This window comes from Streptomyces ipomoeae 91-03 (assembly GCF_000317595.1).
GTDB classification, from domain to species: domain Bacteria; phylum Actinomycetota; class Actinomycetes; order Streptomycetales; family Streptomycetaceae; genus Streptomyces; species Streptomyces ipomoeae.
The window spans coordinates 14,868-33,113 of record NZ_AEJC01000300.1; the positions used below are offsets into that span (position 1 = coordinate 14,868).

15 protein-coding genes and 2 pseudogenes are annotated in these 18,246 nt (G+C 70.6%); 6 read left to right on the plus strand and 11 right to left on the minus strand.

Going from position 1 to position 18,246, the window contains the following annotated elements:
* Nucleotides 1-166: 166 nt before the first annotated feature.
* The 7 genes from STRIP9103_RS20065 to STRIP9103_RS20095 form a co-directional block, all read right to left on the minus strand.
* Nucleotides 167-1,033, minus strand: coding sequence for an HAD-IIA family hydrolase (locus STRIP9103_RS20065; RefSeq protein ID WP_009315567.1), 867 nt, complete (start codon nt 1,031-1,033; stop codon nt 167-169).
* Nucleotides 1,014-2,489: an HMGL-like protein gene (locus STRIP9103_RS20070; RefSeq protein ID WP_009315547.1), complete on the minus strand. Its 1,476-nt coding sequence runs from the start codon at nt 2,487-2,489 to the stop codon at nt 1,014-1,016. Before STRIP9103_RS20070 ends, STRIP9103_RS20065 begins: the two co-directional genes overlap by 20 nt.
* Nucleotides 2,482-3,933: an acetyl-CoA carboxylase biotin carboxylase subunit gene (locus STRIP9103_RS20075; protein WP_009315539.1), complete on the minus strand. Its 1,452-nt coding sequence runs from the start codon at nt 3,931-3,933 to the stop codon at nt 2,482-2,484. The genes STRIP9103_RS20070 and STRIP9103_RS20075 overlap by 8 nt, the downstream gene beginning before the upstream one ends.
* Nucleotides 3,930-4,433, minus strand: a complete 504-nt coding sequence (locus STRIP9103_RS20080; protein ID WP_009315548.1) for an acetyl-CoA carboxylase biotin carboxyl carrier protein — start codon at nt 4,431-4,433, stop codon at nt 3,930-3,932. The genes STRIP9103_RS20075 and STRIP9103_RS20080 overlap by 4 nt, the downstream gene beginning before the upstream one ends.
* Nucleotides 4,430-5,524: a PEP/pyruvate-binding domain-containing protein gene (locus STRIP9103_RS20085; RefSeq protein WP_009315535.1), complete on the minus strand. Its 1,095-nt coding sequence runs from the start codon at nt 5,522-5,524 to the stop codon at nt 4,430-4,432. The genes STRIP9103_RS20080 and STRIP9103_RS20085 overlap by 4 nt, the downstream gene beginning before the upstream one ends.
* Before the next feature lie 17 nt (nt 5,525-5,541).
* Nucleotides 5,542-7,362: a PEP-utilizing enzyme gene (locus STRIP9103_RS20090; RefSeq protein WP_009315531.1), complete on the minus strand. Its 1,821-nt coding sequence runs from the start codon at nt 7,360-7,362 to the stop codon at nt 5,542-5,544.
* A gap of 61 nt (nt 7,363-7,423) precedes the next feature.
* Nucleotides 7,424-9,499 carry an acetoacetate--CoA ligase gene (locus STRIP9103_RS20095; protein ID WP_009315558.1) on the minus strand — a complete coding sequence of 692 codons (2,076 nt, stop codon included), beginning with the start codon at nt 9,497-9,499 and terminating at the stop codon, nt 7,424-7,426.
* 121 nt (nt 9,500-9,620) lie between these two features.
* Between STRIP9103_RS20095 and STRIP9103_RS20100 the strand changes: the two genes are divergently transcribed.
* The 3 genes and pseudogenes from STRIP9103_RS20100 (at nt 9,621) to STRIP9103_RS20110 (ending at nt 11,407) form a co-directional block, all read left to right on the plus strand.
* Nucleotides 9,621-10,442, plus strand: coding sequence for an IclR family transcriptional regulator domain-containing protein (locus tag STRIP9103_RS20100; protein WP_009315520.1), 822 nt, complete (start codon nt 9,621-9,623; stop codon nt 10,440-10,442).
* A 331-nt stretch (nt 10,443-10,773) separates the two neighbouring features.
* Nucleotides 10,774-10,929: pseudogene (locus STRIP9103_RS53470) on the plus strand (sugar-binding transcriptional regulator); the annotation flags it as partial.
* A 58-nt stretch (nt 10,930-10,987) separates the two neighbouring features.
* Entirely contained in the window at nt 10,988-11,407 is a 420-nt protein-coding gene (locus tag STRIP9103_RS20110; RefSeq protein WP_048820623.1) for a sugar-binding domain-containing protein, read from the plus strand.
* Here the strand turns inward: STRIP9103_RS20110 and STRIP9103_RS20115 are convergent.
* The 3 genes from STRIP9103_RS20115 to STRIP9103_RS20125 all read right to left on the minus strand — a co-directional run bounded on the left by STRIP9103_RS20115 (nt 11,377) and on the right by STRIP9103_RS20125 (nt 13,211).
* The gene (locus STRIP9103_RS20115; RefSeq protein ID WP_009315545.1) at nt 11,377-11,607 is read right to left on the minus strand and encodes a hypothetical protein; all 231 of its coding nucleotides are present in this window, start codon (nt 11,605-11,607) and stop codon (nt 11,377-11,379) included. The genes STRIP9103_RS20110 and STRIP9103_RS20115 overlap by 31 nt on opposite strands.
* A gap of 106 nt (nt 11,608-11,713) precedes the next feature.
* On the minus strand, nt 11,714-12,361 hold the full coding sequence (locus STRIP9103_RS20120; protein ID WP_052315582.1) for an SDR family oxidoreductase: 648 nt from the start codon (nt 12,359-12,361) through the stop codon (nt 11,714-11,716).
* Nucleotides 12,273-13,211: a family 43 glycosylhydrolase gene (locus tag STRIP9103_RS20125; RefSeq protein ID WP_009315550.1), complete on the minus strand. Its 939-nt coding sequence runs from the start codon at nt 13,209-13,211 to the stop codon at nt 12,273-12,275. Before STRIP9103_RS20125 ends, STRIP9103_RS20120 begins: the two co-directional genes overlap by 89 nt.
* A 283-nt stretch (nt 13,212-13,494) precedes the next feature.
* On the opposite strand from STRIP9103_RS20125, the gene STRIP9103_RS20130 reads away from it, so the two are divergent.
* The 3 genes from STRIP9103_RS20130 to STRIP9103_RS20140 are packed head-to-tail and all read left to right on the plus strand — an operon-like array spanning nt 13,495 to nt 16,606.
* Nucleotides 13,495-14,490 carry a glycoside hydrolase family 43 protein gene (locus STRIP9103_RS20130; RefSeq protein ID WP_009315566.1) on the plus strand — a complete coding sequence of 332 codons (996 nt, stop codon included), beginning with the start codon at nt 13,495-13,497 and terminating at the stop codon, nt 14,488-14,490.
* A 17-nt stretch (nt 14,491-14,507) separates the two neighbouring features.
* Nucleotides 14,508-15,545, plus strand: coding sequence for a LacI family DNA-binding transcriptional regulator (locus STRIP9103_RS20135; RefSeq protein ID WP_009315571.1), 1,038 nt, complete (start codon nt 14,508-14,510; stop codon nt 15,543-15,545).
* 2 nt (nt 15,546-15,547) lie between these two features.
* Nucleotides 15,548-16,606, plus strand: a complete 1,059-nt coding sequence (locus tag STRIP9103_RS20140; protein ID WP_048820624.1) for a LacI family DNA-binding transcriptional regulator — start codon at nt 15,548-15,550, stop codon at nt 16,604-16,606.
* Nucleotides 16,607-16,717: 111 nt separating this feature from the next.
* On the opposite strand, the pseudogene STRIP9103_RS53475 reads toward STRIP9103_RS20140, so the two are convergent.
* A pseudogene (locus tag STRIP9103_RS53475) lies at nt 16,718-18,052 on the minus strand (glycoside hydrolase family 127 protein); the annotation flags it as partial.
* Between the last annotated feature and the right edge of the window lie 194 nt (nt 18,053-18,246).

Sequence of the window (18,246 nt, forward strand, 5' to 3'; positions counted from 1 at the left end):
GACCCGGTCGGGCAGGCGGTTGCCGGCGACCGGGTCCTGCACGTCGGCCGCGGTGACCGGTCATGCCCGGGCACGCACCGTGCCGGTCGAGGCCCGGCGTGCTGGTGGGCGCCGGGCCTCGGCCGGCACCGCCGACCAGACGCCGAGGTGGCCCGGCCGGCCTTTCTCAGGCCGCCGGAGGCAAGAGGTCGAGGAGCTTGCCGACACCGTCGAGGGTGAGATGCGGCCTCTGCTCGGGCGGCAGGGCGGTGTAGTGGCCCGCCGGGTGGATGCCGGTGGCCACGGCGATGGCGAGCGCGCCGGCGTGATGGGCCATCGCCATCTCCAGCTCCGGGTCGTCTCCTACGACGGCGAGGTCCTGCGGGGCGGCGCGCAATCGTTGTGCGGCGCAGCGCAGACCGATGAGGGACGGCTTGCCCACGATCTGTTCGGCGGCGCCCGTGACACTGCTGATCATGGCGCAGATGGCCCGGGAGGTGCCCAGTGCTCTGCCGTCGGCGCTGGCGAAGAACACCGACTGGGAGCTGCTGTACAGGGTGGCGCCGCCGAAGACGGCATGGCAGGCCGCCTCCAGGTCGTCCATGGTGAACTCGCGGTACCAACCGACGAGTACAGCGTCGGCCTCCGGCTTGCCCTTGGGTGCGATGATCTCGATGCCGGCCCGGCGCAGCGGCTCCGTCAGGCCTTCGCCGCCGAGTACCAGCACGCTGCGGTGGCCCATGGCCAGGAAGTGGTCGACGGCGCTGGTGGCGGGGGTGAGCATGGCGTCGTCGGGCAGGTCGAAGCCGATCCGGCGCAGGGTCTCGGCGTACACCTCGGGCGTGCGGGTGGTGCCGTTGGTGAAGGTGAGCCAGGGAAGGCCGCGGGCGGTGAGGGAAGCGGTGATCTCCAGCGCTCCGGGGAGGGGTGCGAGCCCGTGGTTGCGTCGGTCGCCCAGGACGAGAGTGCCGTCCATGTCGAAGACGATGCCGCGGATGCTCCGCAGACGGTCGCTCAAGGAGGCGGCGGCCTCGTCAGTCGGTTCGGCGGTCACGGTGCAGCTCCAGTCGGAAGTCGGGCCGGTCCAGGATCAGTTCGGGTGTCGCCGGGCGCGTCCGCAGGCCGTGGAGCAGGTCGAGCACCGGTTTGAGCCGGGGGTTGTAGTGGCGCCGGGCCGGTCCGGCCGCCACCATGGCGTCCACCTGCTCGGCCGGCATGGTGGCCCGCAGAAGCAGTTCCTCGTCGCTGATGCCGCGCGTGAACCGCTTGCGCAGTTCGGCGACGGTGGGCGGGGGCGGTTCTTCGGCGAGTTCCTTGGCGCGCGGCCGGTCGAGGATGCGGTCGGCGATGTCCGGGTCCACGGGGGCGGTGGGGCGGCCGAAGCTGCCCAGTACATACCGGATCACCTGGTCGGAGACGTTCTCGTAGCGTTCGGCGCCGATGACGTTGTACAGCGCCTGGGTGCAGACCATCTGCGGGAACGGAGTGACCATGATGGGGAAGCCGAGTTCAGCACGGACTCGGGTCACTTCCTCGATGACCGCGTCGAAGCGGTCGCTGAAACCCAGTTCGTCGAGCTGGCGGCGCAAGGTGGTCATCACGCCGCCGGCCACCTGGTGGCGCATGAACGCGGCGTCGAAGTCCCGGGGACCACCCACGGGCAGTCCTTCGGCCGCGGCCATGTGGTGGAAGTAGTCCGCCACCACGCCGAGCAGCCGGTCGTCGATGTCCACGGTGTGGCCGAGTTCGCGCAGATTGGCCACGACCTGCTGGGCGTTGGGCAGTGACGTTCCGCCCGCCAGGGCTCCGCAGGCCACCTGGAGCGCCTGCACACCCAGGTCGGCGGCCTTGAGATAACTCAGGCCGGGCAGGCCGACGGTGCAGTGCGAGTGCAGTTCCAGCGGTTTGCCGGCGAGGTCACGGATGACGGCCGGGATGAGTGTGGTGGCGCGTTCCGGGGTCAGCAGTCCGCCGGGGTCCTTGATGTAGACGCGGTCGATGTCGGGACAGGCGGCCATCTGGGCGGCGAGGGAGCCGTAGTGTGCGTCGTCGTGCACGTCGCTGACGGTGTAGGTCAGCGCGCCGACTGTCTCGGTGGCCCCGGCCGCACGGATCATCCGTGCGGAGGCGCGTACGGCGTCCATGTCGTGCATGGGGTCGAGTACGACGTACCGGGTCACCCCGTTGGCCACCAGCCGGTCGTAGACCAGCTGCATGAACTCGGGATGGGCGACCTCCCAGGAGATGAAGCGCAGCCCGGTGCCGATGAACTGCAGGGGGGTGTTGGGCATGGCGCGGTGGGTGAGCCGGATGCGTTCCCAGGGATCCTCGCGGTGCGTGCGCACCGCCATGCCCATGTGGGTGCTGGAGGTGTAGTCGAGGGCCCGGAAGCCGACCCGGTCCAGTACCGGCGCGATCTGGAGGATCTTGCCGGTGTCCAGTCCGGTGGCACTCCACAGGCTCTGGTTGCCGTCGCGCAGCGACACGTCGACGAGCTGGATCTCAGCCACGACTGCCTCCCGCCGCCATCGATCCGGCTGCCTCGATCACTCCGGGAGCCTCGGCCGATCCGGTCGCCGCCGATCCGGCCACGCCGGTCGGTACGGTCACGGGGTGGTCCCGCAGGAACCGGGTGAACCAGGCGGTGTCCACGCCGCCCTCGGTGAACTCGGCGTCCTCCAGCACCGCTTGGTGCATGGGGACGTTGGTGGTGACCCCGTCGATCGCGCAGCGACCGAGGGCGCCGTGCAGCCGGGTCAGTGCCTCGGCGCGGTCGCGACCGTGAACGATCAGTTTCGCCAGCAGCGAGTCGTAGTAGGGCGGCACGGTGGCGCCCGCCTGGAGGTGGGTGTCGACACGGATGCCCTCGCCGAGTGGCCAGACCGCATCGTTGACGGTGCCCGGGCTCGGCTGGAAGTCGCGTGCCCAGTCCTCGGCGTTGATCCGGCACTCGATGGCGTGGCCGGTGAAGGAGACGTCCGCCTGACCGAAGGAGAGCGGTCGTCCTTCGGCGACGGCGAGTTGCTCGGCGACGAGGTCCAGCCCGGTGACGGCCTCGGTGACCGGGTGTTCGACCTGGATGCGGGCGTTCATCTCCAGGAAGTAGAAGGTGCCCCGGTCGACGTCGACAAGGAACTCCACCGTGCCCAGACCCCGGTACTCCAGGTGTTTGCCGAGAGCCACCGCGGCGCGGTGCATCTCCTCGCGCAGTACCGGATCGAGGGCGGGCGCGGGCGCCTCCTCGATGAGCTTCTGGTAGCGGCGCTGCACGGAACAGTCCCGGGTGCCGAGGTGGACGACGTTCTCGCCGTCCGCGATGAGCTGGACCTCCACATGCCGCCCGGTCGCGACGAAGCGTTCGAGGTAGACGCGGGGGTCGCCGAAGGCGGCGCCCGCCTCGGCCACGGCCAGGTCGATGGTGGAGGCCAGCGCCGCCGGATCGTGCACCTGTTTCATGCCCCGGCCGCCACCACCGCCGACCGCCTTGATCAGAAGAGGGAAGCCGATCTCCGCGGCGAGTCGCGCCGCGTCCGCGGTGTCATCGAGCGGTCCGCCGGGTACGACCGGCAGCCCGGCCGCGATGGCGTGCCGACGGGCTTCCAACTTGTCGCCGACGGCGGCGAGTTGATCCACGGTGGGGCCGATGAACACGATGCCCGCCTCGGCGCAGGCCCGGGCCAGCCGCTGGTTCTCCGAGAGGAAGCCGTAGCCGGGGTGGACCGCGTCGACGCCGGCGGTCTTCGCCGCCGCGATCACGGCGTCCACATCCAGGTAGCTGGCCGAGGGCGGGGGAGGGCCGAGGCGGACCACCCGGTCGGCCAGCCTGGCCGGTACGGAGGCGAGATCGGCGTCGGACGCGGCGAGCACCGCCTCGACGCCGAGTCGCCGACAGGTCCGCAGGATGCGCAGGGCGATCTCGCCCCGGTTGGCGATCAGGACACGTCGCAGGATCACGGCGCAGTCCCTCCCGCTCGGGTGTCGATGAACATCAGCACGGCGCCCTGCTCGGCGAACTCCCCGTCGCTCAGGCAGATCTCCGCCACCGTGCCGGCCGCCCCCGCGCACACCGAGTTCATCAGTTTCATCGTCTCGACGATCCCGATCACCGTGGTCTCGGTGACCTCGTCCCCGGTCTCCACGAAGGGGGGCGCGCCGGGTTTCGGCGAGCGGTAGAAGGCTCCGGGCAAGGGGGTACGTACCTCGGTCAGGCCCTCGCGCGCGGGCAGCGTCCGCTTCCCCTGAGCGGTGTCGCCGCTGTGCGCCGACCGCGACCGGCGTTCGTGGTCGTCGACCAGCACCGGCTCGGCGGTGGTGCGGGCGGACTGCGTCCACTCGCCGGCGTCGTCACGGCTCAGGAACAGCTCGAACCGGCCGGTGCGCAGATGGAGGCGGTCGACCTCCATGTCATCGATGATCCGCAGGATGTCCTGGACGTCCTCGCCGGTGAGGCTCACGTGGTGCCTCCGCCGACGCCGGCACCGCCGAGCAGGGACAGCACGTGATCGAATGCCCTGGCCTTGGGTGCGGCCACCGGGGTCTTCTCGCGGTTCGCCCAGACCGTCTCGGGGCGGCTCTGGAGCAGGAAGATGTTCTTGCCGGGGACGAGATTGCGGGAGATCGCCCACTCGATGTCCTGCGGGGTCCCGTAGTGGGACTCGACCTGCCGGGCGATCCGCACGAGCTCGTGGATCTCGTCGTCGGACAGACAGGGCTCGCCCCGGAGGTATTCGGGTACGTCCTCCTCCAGCACCCCGGATCCGCTCGGGTCCATCCGGTGCTGTCGCAGCTTCTGCGAGACCGTACGGGAGGCGATGTCCCCGGTGACCTTGCCGACCACGTACTTGTCGGGTGTCACGTCACCGCTGACGAGTGCCGAACCCAGGCCCCAGGAGCCTTCCAGGGCCACGACGGAGCGGTCGCCGGTGAGCGGGCTGCGGGTGAACATGACGCCGGCGCAGCGCGGGTCGATCATGCGCTGGACGACGACGGCCATGGCGAGGTCCCGCTCCGGCAGGCCCAGCCGCCGCCGGTAGCTGACCGACTCCACGCTGTAGAGGCTGGCCCAGCAGCGGCGGACGTGCTCGATGAGGGAGTCCTCGCCGCGCACCCAGAGGTAGGTGTCCTGGAGTCCGGCGAAGCTGGCGTCCTCCGCGTCCTCGCTGGTGGCACTGGACCGTACGGCTACGGGGGCGGGCTCGCCGGGGTCGTCGGACTCGCTGTCCAGGTCCCGGTAGGGGCCGCGGATCGCCGCCGCCACCTCCTCGGGCAGCTCAGCCGCTTCGATGCGTTCCCTGACGGGTGTGGCCGCGCGGGCGATCGCCTCGGCGTCCTGGGCGTCCAGGGCCTCTACCGCGGCGCGGATCTCGCCGCCCGGGTCGAGGGCGGCGAGGAATGTCTCGAAGGCCGCGGTGGTCACGACGTAGCCGGGTGGTACGGGCGCTCCGGCGAAGGTGAGTTCGCCGAGACTGGCGCCCTTGCCGCCGACGGTGGGCCGGTCGGCGAGCCGGAGTTCCCCGAACCGGCGGACGTAGGCAGAGGTGTTCATGGTGGTGCTCCCCAGGCTCAGTCGAGGATGGTGACGATGCCGCGGTCGCCGTCCACGCGCAGTCGCCGGCCGGTGGTGATCCGCTTGGTGGCGTGGCCGGTGCCGACGACGGCGGGCAGCCCGTACTCGCGAGCCACGATCGCCGCGTGCGACATGGTGCCGCCGATGTCCGACACGGCGGCAGCGATCTTGCCGAAGACCGGGCCCCAGCTGGGCGCGGTCACCGGGCAGACCAGCACCTCGCCCTCGCGTATCCGGCCGATGTCGTTGGCGCTCAGCAGTACCCGGGCGGGGCCCTCGACCACGCCCGGCGAGGCGGCGAAGCCATGTATCTCGTCGTCGCCGTGCTCGACCGGTTTCGACCAGGCCTCGATGGTCTCCGTGGTGATGCCCCACAGCATGCGCACCGCCGGGTCGTTGAGCGCCTCGGGGACGGGGCCCAGCGCGGGCGGCGGGGACCAGCCCGCCAGGGCGTCCAGCATCCGCTTGCGCTCGGCGACCGTCTCCCGTATCCGGGCCGATCCCACCGGCTTGGTGCCGGCCGCCCAGGCGAGCATCACATCGGTGAGGGCCTGACCGACCTCGGTGTGGTGCAGCTGGAAGATGTCCTCGGCGTCGGCAAGGACACCCTGGTCGCGCAGGAGTTCTCCGAACTCGCGGACCTTGCCGAAGAACTTCGTGGTGAAGTAGTGCTCGCAGTAGAAGTTGTGGTCCTCCACGAAGGGGAACACCACCCGGGCCAGACCGAGCATCTGATCGAACGCGGCCTGTTCCGCCTCGCCGGGCAGCAGTGAGCGGTACTCCCGGGCGATCCGTTCGCGCTCGGCCGTGAGCTGTTCCACGGGGCGGTCCAGCGGTTCGCCGCGCCGGGCCTGCTCGACATAGCCGGGCAGTGCCGCGAACGGCACCGTGAGATCGTCGTTCCAACTGCGGTGGTGGTGGTAGAAACCGGCGCCGGTCGACATGTTGAACCAGGGCTCGCGCACCTCGTCCATGGCCTTCAGCCAGCGCCGGCCGCCGTCCCCGCGGGCGGCGAGCGCGGCCAGTACCTTGTCCGGCTCGCAGCCCTCCACGAAGAGATCGTCGACGCCGTACTCGACGGCGAGCTTCGCCAGTTTCTTCAGCTCGTCGTCGGGGCGGTAGAGGATGACGTCGATCCCCGCGACCATCCGGGCCACGTCCTGGTCGGGGATCTCCGGGAACGACGTCTTGCAGAACTCGAAGAACACGACGTAGGCGCCGTAACCCAGCATCAGGAACTCCGTGTGGTGGTGCCACATCTTGGAGTACAGGTCCATCAGCCGGTGGTAGTTCTCGCGGACGTAGTGGTTCTGGGCCACGCCCTTGGCCTGGAAGACGACCTCCGGGTCCTCGAACTCCGGCAGCCGGGGCACCTCGATGCGCTGCACCTCGTCGATCAGCGCGGTGATCCGGGTGACCCAGCCCTGGTAGAGGTCGTCCCAGTTCTCGTAGTAGTGGCCCGCCCGCTCGCTGAACAGGGCGAGTCTGCGCTGGATCTCCTCGGGGTCGGTGACCGGGTTCGCGGTGATGTAGACCCGGCCGTTGACGATGCGGTGCTCGATGCCGAGCGTGGTGGGGAAGACGAACACGCGTGCTGTGTTCGCGCCGAGAGCGGTGTAGGGCATCTCCGCAGTGACGGCGTCGAACGCGGGCATCGGCTCGGGGAAGTGCATCGCGTTGTAGAACCAGAACCGCTGGTCGTCCTCGGGCTGGAACCGCGTGTAGTAGGGGTACATCGACGCCCAGCCCTCGGCGCCGGCCACATCGGTGAGCTCCGAGGGCAGCGGGAAGCGGGCGGCGGGTCTGGCATCGTTCACGGTGCTCTCCAGGGGATGCGGCTCAGCAGGGGAGGGAGCTTGGGTTCGACGACGGGGCCGTTCAGGCAGGTGCGGTGGCCGGCGGATAGTCGCGCTGGGTACGGGCGTACTGGGCGAGGGCGTCGAGTGCGCGCGGGTCGGCCACCGTGCTGCGGTCGGCCGCCTGCTCGACAGGCGTGCCGAGCAGGATCCTGCGTGCCGGCACCTCGAGCTTCTTGCCGGTCAGGGTGGTCGGGACGGCCGGGACCTGGATGATCCTGTCCGGTACGTGCCGGGGACTGTACTCCCGGCGGAGCAGGTCACGGATCGTGTCCTCCAGCCCGGGGTCGAGGACCACGCCGTCGTCGAGAGCGACGAACAGGGGCATGAAGAACTTCTCGTCCGGCAGGTCGAGGCTGACGACGAGGGCCGCGGCGACCTGGTCCAGGGCTTCGACGACCCGGTAGATCTCCGCGGTGCCGATGCGCACACCCTGCCGGTTGAGGGTGGCGTCGGAACGGCCCAGCACGAAGCAGCCACCGCGTGCGTTGACCTTGAAGAAGTCACCGTGCCGCCATACACCCGGGAAGTCCTCGAAGTACGAGCGACGGTACCGCTCGTCCCCGTCCGGACCCCAGAACGTCACCGGCATGGACGGCAGCGGCTCGGTGATCACCAGCTCGCCGACCGCGTCGACGACACTGTGGCCGCTCTCGTCGTACGCGTACGCGGCGACACCCAGCGACCGTGCCTGCATCTCCCCGGCGTACACGGGCAGGGTCGGCACCCCGCCGACGAAGCCGGTGCAGCAGTCCGTACCGCCGCTGCCGGTGGCGACCCACAGATCGGCCTTGACGTTGCGGTAGAACCAGGCGGTGCACTGCGGCGACACCGGCGAGCCGGCCGGCATGACCGTGCGCAGGGCCGACAGGTCATAGCGCTCACCGGGCACGATGCCGGCCTTGGTCATGAGGTCGACGTAGGCCGGGCCGGCGCCGAAGTAGGTGGTCCGGGTGTCCTGCGCGATCCGCCACAGCACGTCCGGCTCCGGGTGGGTCGGGTTCCCGTCGTACAGCACCGGGCAGGCCCCGACCAGCAGGGAGCTGATCAGGAAGTTCCACATCATCCAGCCGGTGGTGGTGAAGAACAGCGGCCGGTCGCCCTCCCGCAGGTCCATGTGGAAGGTCTGCAGCTTCAGCTGCTCCAGCAGGATGCCGCCGTGTCCGTGCACGATCGCCTTGGGCAGCCCCGTCGTACCCGAGGAGAACAGCACCCACAGAGGGTGGTCGAAGGGAACGTGCTCGAAGGAGAAGTCCTCGGGCGGAACGGGCGGATGGTCGAGGACCTCGTCCCACGGCAGGCCGCCGTCGACAACCGGTCGGGGGTCCGAGGGGTCGAGGCAGGGCAGGTGGATGACATGCTCCAGACCCGGCAGGGCCCCGGCTATGCGGCGCGCCTCCTCCCTGCGGTCGAAGGTCTTCCCGCCGTAGCGGTAGCCGTCGACGCAGAACAGGACCTTCGGACGCAGCTGGCTGAACCGGTCGACCACGCCTCGCGACCCGAAGTCCGGGGAGGCGCTCGCCCACACCGCGCCGATGGCCGTCGTCGCGAGCATCGCGATCGCGGCCTGCGGCACGTTCGGCAGGTACCCGCACACCCGGTCGCCGGGACGCACCCCGAGTGCGCGCAGCCGGGTCGCCAGGATGCGCACCCGACCCGCGAAGTCCTCCCACGCCATTCCGGCCGGAGCGGCGCTCTCCGAGCAGAACAGCAAAGCATCGGTCCCGGGGTGTTCGTGGCGCAGGACATGCTCGGCGTAGTTCAGCCGGGCCCCGGGGAACCACTGCGCGCCCGGCATGTCCCGGCTGCCGAGCACCGCGGAATACGGTGTCGAGGACCGGATGCCGAAGTAGTCCCACAGCGCGCCCCAGAAACCCTCCAGGTCGGTGACGGACCAGCGCCACAGCTCGTCGTAACCGTCGAACCGCAGCCCCCGCTCGCGGGCCAGCCAGTCCGCGAAACGCGTCACGTTCGCCTTGGCAACCCGCTGCGAGTCAGGCGTCCACAGCAGCTCGCCTTCGGCCACCATGACGGGCTCGCCGGCTTTGCTGTGCTCCGAATCAGGGGCTGGGGAGCCCACTGCTGCCTCGACGGCCATGTCGCCTCCTTGCGTCACGGAAGGAACGGTCGCCGACAGGCCATGGCGCAGGCAACCACTGCCTGCTAACTTTTCGCCCAGTGAAATCCAGTCACCATCTCCGCAGGTGAGAGGAGGTCTCGTGCGGCAGTACCAGGTGAAAACGATCAGCTCACTCGAACGCGGCCTGCGCGTACTGCGGACCCTGCAGGAGATGCGCGCAGCCAGCCTCCACGATCTGCACCAGGTCACCGGCATCCCCAAAGCCACCCTGATTCGAATTCTTCACACGTGCAATCAGCAGGGCCTGGTCTGGCAGCGGCTCGCCGACGGGGCCTTCATCGCGAGTCCGAGACCGCAGCGCGTCCCGTACGACGACTCCGAGTGGCTGGGTGAGTTGGCCTCGTCGGTCCTGGAAGAGCTGTGCGAACGCGTGATGTGGCCCTCCGTGCTGACCGTGCCACGGCTGGACTACATGGAGACGATCGACACCAACAGCCCGAAGGCGTACTTCGACGAGGTCGTCCCCGTCGCCCCCATCGGCTTCCGCTCGCACATGCTGCTCGGCGCCTCCGGCCGGGCCTACATAGCCTTCTGTCCCGAACGGGAACGGGAAGCGGTCCTCCGCCGCCTTCGCGAACACGACGCCCCCGGCAATCAGTACGCCCATGACCCGAGGTGGCTGCATCGTCTGCTGACGACCGCTCGTGCACGCGGGTACAGCGTGCGCGCACCGGAGTACGACTTCGACGGCCGCAATTCGATCGCCGTTCCGATCCGCGTGCACGGGGAGGTGCTGGGGTGCGTCAACGTGACCTGGCGCAGGACGGTCATGTCCGCGCAGGAAGTCGCACGGCGACATCTGAACGACCTGCAGGCCGCTGTGCACCGGATAGAGGAGCGGGCGGCTGCAGCCGCCCCGCAGCTCACTTCGGTACGGGGGGCGCCAGGAGATCGAAGATGAAACCCCGCATGGCGCGGTGAATGCGCATACGGTGGCACGCCCGGTCGGGCCGAGTCCCGTCGGCGTATGCGAATATCCATGCAGGTCCGGTGGGCCAAGCGTGCATGCGTAAGACGACTGAAGAGGTGTCCCGGCTGCTGAGGAAGGCACAGGACCGGGGCATCGTACGGATCACCGTGACCCCGCCCTCCGGCACGTACCCGGAGCTGGAGGACGGCCTGCAGGAGCGGTACGGGCTCAAGCTCGCCCTGGTCGTCGACACCGCTCCGGAGAACGAGCGCACGATGCTCGGCGACCTGGGCGCCGCTGCCGCCTACTACTGCAGACGACGCTGCGGTCGGGTGACACCGTGGGCATTTCGTCGTGGAGCGCCAGTCCGCCGGCGACGGTGCAGGCGACGCAGCCGGTCGCCGGGCTGAAGGACGTGCGCATAGTGCAGGCGGCGGGCGGCATCGGTGACTCCGCCGCGGCGGGCCACGCCTCGCGCATGACCGGGCAGCCGGCGCAGTTGGTGAGCGGTGAGGCGGTCTATCTCCAGGCGCCGGGTGTGGGCAGGGTCCGCGGAGAGCGCGGAGGCGCTGCGCGGGGCCCCGTTCGTGTCGGCGGCGCTGGGCGAGCTCGGCGATCTGGACGTGGCGCTGGTGGGCATCGGCGAGATCACCCCGTCCAGCACGCTCGTCCGCAGCGGCAACGCCTTCTCCGACGAGGAGCGCGCCGCTCTGGAGCAGTTGGGTGCGGTCGGTGATGTGTGTCTGCGGTTCTACGACGCTCAGGGCCGGCCGGTCGAGACCGAGCTGGACTCCCGGGTCGTCGGCATCACCCGTGAGCAACTGGCCGCCGCCCGGCGGAAGATGGGGGTGGTGGGCGGCAGCCGTAAGCACAACGCGATACGTGCCGCCGTGACCGGCGGCCTGGTGGACGTGCTGGTGACGGATCAGGAGACGGCGGCGGCCTTGATGGCCTGAGCGGCGGCCTGAGCGGCCTCGATGGCCTGAGCCTCGGGTAAGACCTCGGCCGGAGCGGCGTCGACGCGGTACTGCGGGTCGGCCGGGCTCTTGAGGACGTGCGTCATGAGCGTGGACGCGGCACACAGGGTCGCGAAGATCCACACCAGGCCGTGCACGCCGACCAGCGGGCGGAAGACGGCGACCAGGGCGGGGCCCACGAAGGCGGCCAGACCTGCGCGGAGACTGTAGGCGGGCGGCGAAGGCGGTTGTCCAACGGGGTGGTGGGCTGCGGGCGCCTGGAGCTCAGCGGGTGATGTGCGCCGACTACCAGCAGACGTAGCGGCCGTCGACGATGAGGGCGGAGCCGGTGACGAAGGAGGCGGCGTCGGAGGCGAGGAAGACGGCGGGGCCGGCCATCTCCTCGACCTCGGCGATGCGGCCGAGGGGGGTGTCGGCGGCGTACGCCTTGAGACGCTCGGCCGCCTCGGGCCGCTTGTTCATCGGGGTGAGGGTGTAGCCCGGGCTGATCGAGTTGACGCGGATTCCGCGGTCGGCCCACTCGGTGGCGAGGCTCTTGGTGAGGTGCATGACGTCGGCCTTGGAGGCGTTGTAGTGGGTCTGGAGCAGTCCGCGGTTGGCGATGGTGTCGGACATGGAGGCGATGTTGACGATCGAGCCGCCACCGTGGGCGAGCATCACGCGGGCCTCGCCCTGGGCACCGAGGAACACGCCGGTGAGGTTGATGTCGACGACCCGGCGGAAGTCCTCGGCGGGCATGTCCTCGGCGGCGATGGCGCCCGCTACGCCCGCGCAGTTGACCGCGGTGCGGATCGGGCCGAGCGCCTGGACGGCGGCCTGGACGGCCTGGGCGAGGGCGGCACCGTCAGGGGCGGGGCAGTGCGTGGAACGCCACGGTGTCGCGGTCGAGCAGCAACCGGTCGCCGTCGGCGGTGAGCCGCGCCAGCTGGACAACGGAGCGGCGCGGGCCCGGGCCGTGGCCGTCCGCGGGGACCGCGTCCCGCTGGGGGTGGGTGAAGTAGAAGATCCAGGCCGCGTCGGGCCCGGCGACGACGTCGGCGTGGTGGCCCACGCCCTGGTCGTCCTCGCGGGTGCCCGACCCGTCGAGGACGCGTCCTGCCGGGATCCATTCGTCGAGGTCGGTGGAGCGGAACACGTCCTGGCCGTCCCAGCAGTCCACGATCATCCAGTACCGGCCGCCCAGCTGGAAGACGTTGGGCCCCTCGTGCGGCCGGTGCTCCAGGACCGGGCCCCGCACCCGCCAGTCGTACAGGTCGGTCGAGTCCGCCGCCCAGGTGTGCGAGCCGTGAGCCTCGTCCTTGTACCACATACGCCACCCGGAGCCGTCCGGCAGCGGGTGGACGCAGGCGTCGATGACCTGGCGGGAGCTGAGCGGCACCGCTCCGACGTGGACCCAGTGCCACAGGTCGCCGCTGGTGTAGTGGACGATCTGCCGGTCGTGGCCCTCCCAGCGGTCGGGCACACCTCTGATGTAGCTGACGTACATGTGGAACACCCCGTCGGGCGCCCGCATGATCTCCGGAGCCCAGAACGTGTTGGTTCCGGGCTCGAACGGCAGGCTGTCCAGCGCCCCGCGGTAGAGCCAGTCGCGGCCATCGGTGCTGGTCGCCACACCGATCGCGGTGCCGTGCACCCAGGCGACACCGGGCGCGACCACGTCGGCGCGACGCTGTGTGTAGAACATCCACCATTGCCCGCCGTCGTGCACGACGGCGGGATCGGTCGGGCCCGCGTGGACAGGGTCTTCGTACAGGGGCGCCGGGGCGGGGACCAGGGAGGCCATGACGACCTTCTTCTGCCGGCGACCGCCGGCTTCGTGGGAGAAGTGCGCCGAAACCGGTGAACCGGAGGTTACGGCTGGGAACCGGGATCAGCATGTCCAGTAGGTTCATCGTTGTCAACCTCTGCCATGACCTCTCTCCAGAGCGGTGTCCAAGCTGTGCCTGCACTCGCACCGACCCTCTCCGTGCATGCAACGGTCCGAGCCTTTGACAACGATGAATCTCCGATGTGATGCTCCCACCGTCACCGTCACCATCCGTGCCCGCACACGAGGAGACACCCCCGTGCCACAGAGCACCCATCACACACGGCCCGCCGGTCACCTCTTCGCCTACTTCACCGGCGAGCACCGCGCCGACGGCGAGCGGGTCCGCTTCGCGCTCTCCGACGGTCCCGGCCTGGTCCACTGGACGGAGCTCGCGGCCATCCCACCGCTGGCCCCGGCCGACGGCGGTGCCCGGGACCCGTTCCTGATCCGGGCCGCGGACGGCAGCGGCTTCCATCTGCTCGCCACCGACCTGCGCATCCACGGCAGCGCCGGCTGGGAGCAGGCGATCACGCACGGCAGCCGCAGCCTGCTGGTGTGGGACTCGGCCGACCTGAGCAGTTGGGAGGGCCCGCGGCGAGTGGAGGTCATGCCGGAGCAGGCGGGCTGCGTGTGGGCACCGGAGGCCGTTTACGACCCCGGCCGTGACGAGTACCTGGTGTTCTGGGCCTCCACCGTCTACCCGGAGGACGACCCCGCGCACCGGAGCCCCTCGTACCAGCGCATGTACTACGCGACCACCAAGGACTTCCGTACGTTCGGCGACCCGTGTGTGTGGCTGGACAGGGGCCACCCCGTCATCGACTCCACCGTCGTCGAGCACGACGGATGGTTCTACCGGTTCACCAAGGACGAGCGCCTGCCCGGCACACCGGACGCACCCGACGCCAAGTTCGTCTTCGTGGAGCGCTCCCGTGACCTGACCTCCCCGGAGTACGAGCCGGTGGCGCAGGGCGTGGGCCGCGGCGTCGAAGGGGGCGCGGGACTCGCGCACGCCGAGGGGCCGATCGTGCTCCCCGAACCGGACGGGCAGGGCTGGGTGCTGCTGCTCGACGAGTTCGGCGGCCGTGGATACGTGCCCTTCCGGGCCGATCGCCTGGACAGCCCGGTGTGGCTTCCCGCAGCCGACCCGGACGTCTGCGTGCTGCCGCCGGGGCTCCGCCACGGGTCGGTGCTGCCGCTCACCGAGGCGGAATGCTCCGCGCTGCACACCTTGATCCCCACCGGAGCCTGAAGCTCTAGAGTTCAGCCATGCCCACGATGCATGACGTGGCCCTGCGGGCCGGGGTGTCACTGAAGACCGTCTCCCGGGTGGTCAACGGTGAGCCGAGCGTCAGCGAACAGACCCGGCAGAAGGTCGACGCCGCGATAGCGGAGCTGGACTTCCGGCCCAACTCGGTCGCCCGCAACCTGCGCACCGGCCGGATCGACGTCGTCGGCCTCGCCCTGCCGCACCTGTCCCAGCCGTACTTCTCCTCGCTCGCCGAAGCGATCATGAGGGAGGCGGAACGCCACGGGCTCACCGTGCTGATCGAGCTCACCGACGGGGACGCCGAAGCCGAACTGGCGCTGGTGCGCGAACACGGTCCGCACCTGGGCGGGTTGCTGATGTACCCGGTGGGGCTGTCGGACGCACAGGCCCGGACCATCGCGAGGATCGTGCCGACGGTGTTCATGTCCGAGCGTGCCTACGACGCGCCCGTCGACCGGGTCGCCATGGCCAACCGGGAAGGCGTCCGCGCCCTCGTCGGGCACCTGGTGTCCCTGGGATACACCCGGATCGCGGCTCTCGGCGCCGACCACACCGGCCGGCCCGAGCGGTCGGCGGCCCACCTGCGCCTGGACGGCTACCAGGACGGGCTGCGCGACGCCGGCCTGTCCTACCGCCCCGAACTCGTCATCGACGTGAACGCCCACTGGAGCCGCCCCGAGGGAGCCGCGGGCATCCGCCGGCTGATCGAACGGGGCATACCGTTCGACGCCGTGATCGCCTTCGCCGACGCACTGGCGCTGGGTGCCCTGCACGCCGTGCGGGAGGCGGGGCTGCGGGTCCCCACGGAGGTGGCCATCGCCGGATTCGACAACACGGACGAAGCCCGCTACTCCTACCCGGCGCTCACCTCCATCGCCCCGGGCACGGCACAGATCGCCCGGGAGGCGCTGGCCCTGCTGAACGACCGTATGAACGATGCCGCCGGCCAGGAAGCGGGGCGGCTCGTCGTCGCGGACTTCGAACTGATGGTCCGCGAATCGACGTTGGGAGGGATGGCCGCATGGGGCGGAGCGTGACCATGCGCACCGTGGCCGAACGGGCGGGCGTGTCGGCCAAGACGGTCTCCAACGTCGTCAACGGCACCGGCTCGTTCAGCCCCGAGACGGAACACCGTGTCCGCGCGGCCATCGAGGAACTCGGCTACCAGGTCAACCCCTTCGCCCGTGGTCTGCGCTCGCGGCGCACGGGCACCATCGCGCTGGCCCTCCCGAACGTCCACCAGCCGTTCAACGCGGAGCTGGCCGAACAGGTCATCAGGGTCTCGGAGGCCGGGGGACTGAAAGTGGTGGTCGAGCCCACCCGTGGGAACGCCGCCCGTGAGCGGGCCGCCCTGTCCACGTCCCACGACGAACTCGTGGACGGGGTCATCTACGTGCCCCACGCACTCACTCCCGAGGAGTATCTGTCCCTCCCCGTCACCCGGCCCACGGTCGTCCTCGGCGAGCGCCCCGCCGACGCGGCGGGGCGGAGCCTGGACTACGTCGAGATCGCCGACGAACAGGGCGCGCACGCGGCCGTCACCCATCTGCTCGCCCAGGGCCGACGCCGTATCGCCGCGATCTGCGAACGGGCAGAGCCACGTGCCGGCGCCCGGCGCCTGCGCGGCTACCGCAGAGCCCTCGCGGAAGCCGGAATGGCCTACGACGACTCGCTGGTGATCGGCGTGGACAACGCCGACCTGTGGTCCTCCGGCGCCGGGTCGGTGACCCGGCTGCTGCGCACCCGGGTCCGCTTCGACGCTCTGTTCTGCCACAACGACGTGGTGGCCATCGGCGCCCTGTCGGTACTGGAACGCAGCGGCGTCGCCGTGCCCGACGACGTGGCCCTGGCAGGCTTCGACGACATCGAGGCAGCCCGCTTCACCTCCCCGCCGGTGACCACCGTCGACCCGCAGCGCGAGTCGATCGCCCGCAGGGCCGTGGCGCTGTTGCGCTCCCGCATGGACGCGGAGGACTTCCGGGAGCTCCAGGGCCGCTGTGAGAGTGCCGGGTTCGTCCTGCGGGTGCGCGAATCCTCCTCGACAGCGCCGCACACCCTCGCAGACCCGTCGGCACGCGAGGGGGCACAACCCGGCTGAGGGCGCCCGTCCCGGCCTCCCACGTCACCCGTCAGGTGCAGCGGTTGCGGAAGTCCCACCGCCGGGAGCGGTGACCGCCGAGCTCGCCCGGCCCCACGCCGCGTCGGCAGGTCAGGACGTGGGCAGCCAGACGCGCATGCTGCCGTCCTCGCGGTTGGCCCAGGCGTAGTAGGGGATCGCGGTCAGTTCGACGGGGTCGCCGTCCGGAACGGGGACCGCGGTGTCCAGGGACGCATACGGCCACCACGGCTCATCGGGGATGCGGCGCCGGGCGCCGGTGGCCACCACGGTCGTGACCCCGCCGAGCAGGTCCGGGCGGTGCTTCACCGTGAGCGGGCGCGCCGTGTCGATGACGATGTCGTCCAGGCCGCCGCCGGGGTGGTCGACCTGTTCCAGGCAGTACACGAGCGGCCCGCGTTCGATCGCCACGCAACCTCGTACGGCGTCCACGCACGGGTCGGCCACGGTGAGCCTGGGCTCCAGATCGAGTTCGAGGACGACCTCGTCGCCCACCGCCCAGATGCGTGCCAGGCGCAGCCAGCCGTCGGTGACGGGGGCGTCCGCCTGGTCGTACGTCCGGTCCCCGCACCGCACCTGGAACCGGCGGCACCACTGCGGGACGCGCAGGGAGAGCGTCCAGGGCCGGTCGGACGGGGTCTCCTCGACGGTGAGGCGGACCGTGCCCTGCCAGGGGTACTCGGTCGCGGTGCGTACGGCGACCGGAGCGCCGGCGAGGAAGCCGTTGTAGAGGGTCCGTTCGATCAGGTCGCTGTACCGGGTCTCGCCGGTGAGGAGGGCCATGCGCCAGCTCCACCGCACGGAGGCGATGGCGGCGCAGGTCTCACAGTACGCGCGCTCGGTGGGCAGTTCGAACGGGTCGCCGAAGTCCTCCCTTTGGTGGTGTGCGCCGAGTCCGCCCGTCAGATGGGTCTTGGTGGCGGTCATCGCCTGCCACAACCGCTCGGTGCTGGTGCGCAGTTCGACGTCACCCGTCTCGGCGGCCAGGTCCGCCGCGGCGGCCAGCGGATAGAGCCGGCGCACCGCGTGCCCCTCGACGGTGGTCGCCTTACGCAGCGGTACCCGGTCCTGGCTGTAGGCGCCACCGCCGAGCAGGCCGTGGCCGAAGCGGTCGACGAAGTAGCCCGCCAGGTCCAGGCAACGGCGTTCGCCGGTCTCCCGGTACAACTCGACCAGGGCGGTCTCGACCTCTGGGTGGCCGTCGACGCCGTCGATGGGCCACCGCCGCCTGGATGAGGTGTCCCGCGCAGTACAACTCATGGCTCCAGGGCAGGCCCTGGTAATGCTTGCCGCCACGACCGGTCTGGAACCAGGTGTTCAGATAGCCGTCCGGCTCCTGGGCGGCGGCGACCAGGGAGATGACGCGGTCCACGTCCGAGGCCAGTGAGTCGTCGGCGCCTGGGCGAGCTGCCAGGAGGCGGCCTCCAGAGCCGGTGCTCACCTCGGCGGTGGCGGGGCGCAGCGCGAGACGGTCGCCGGGTCCGGGGCGGACCGGACCGATGGCGGAGGGCGGGGCGGGGGTGAGGCAGAGGGGGACATGGTTCTCCGAGGAGAGCAGGGGAGATCAGGAGCGGTAGGGGTCAGCGGAGATCACGGACGTACGGCGAGTCGGTTGTTGGCAC

Coding starts and splice junctions, on each gene's coding strand:
- STRIP9103_RS20085 (WP_009315535.1), bottom strand. CDS start 5,524: ATGAACACCTCTGCCTACGTCCGCCGGTTCGGGGAACTCCGGCTCGCC.
- STRIP9103_RS20095 (WP_009315558.1), bottom strand. CDS start 9,499: ATGGCCGTCGAGGCAGCAGTGGGCTCCCCAGCCCCTGATTCGGAGCAC.
- STRIP9103_RS20125 (WP_009315550.1), bottom strand. CDS start 13,211: ATGGCCTCCCTGGTCCCCGCCCCGGCGCCCCTGTACGAAGACCCTGTC.
- STRIP9103_RS20135 (WP_009315571.1), top strand. CDS start 14,508: ATGCCCACGATGCATGACGTGGCCCTGCGGGCCGGGGTGTCACTGAAG.
- STRIP9103_RS20140 (WP_048820624.1), top strand. CDS start 15,548: ATGCGCACCGTGGCCGAACGGGCGGGCGTGTCGGCCAAGACGGTCTCC.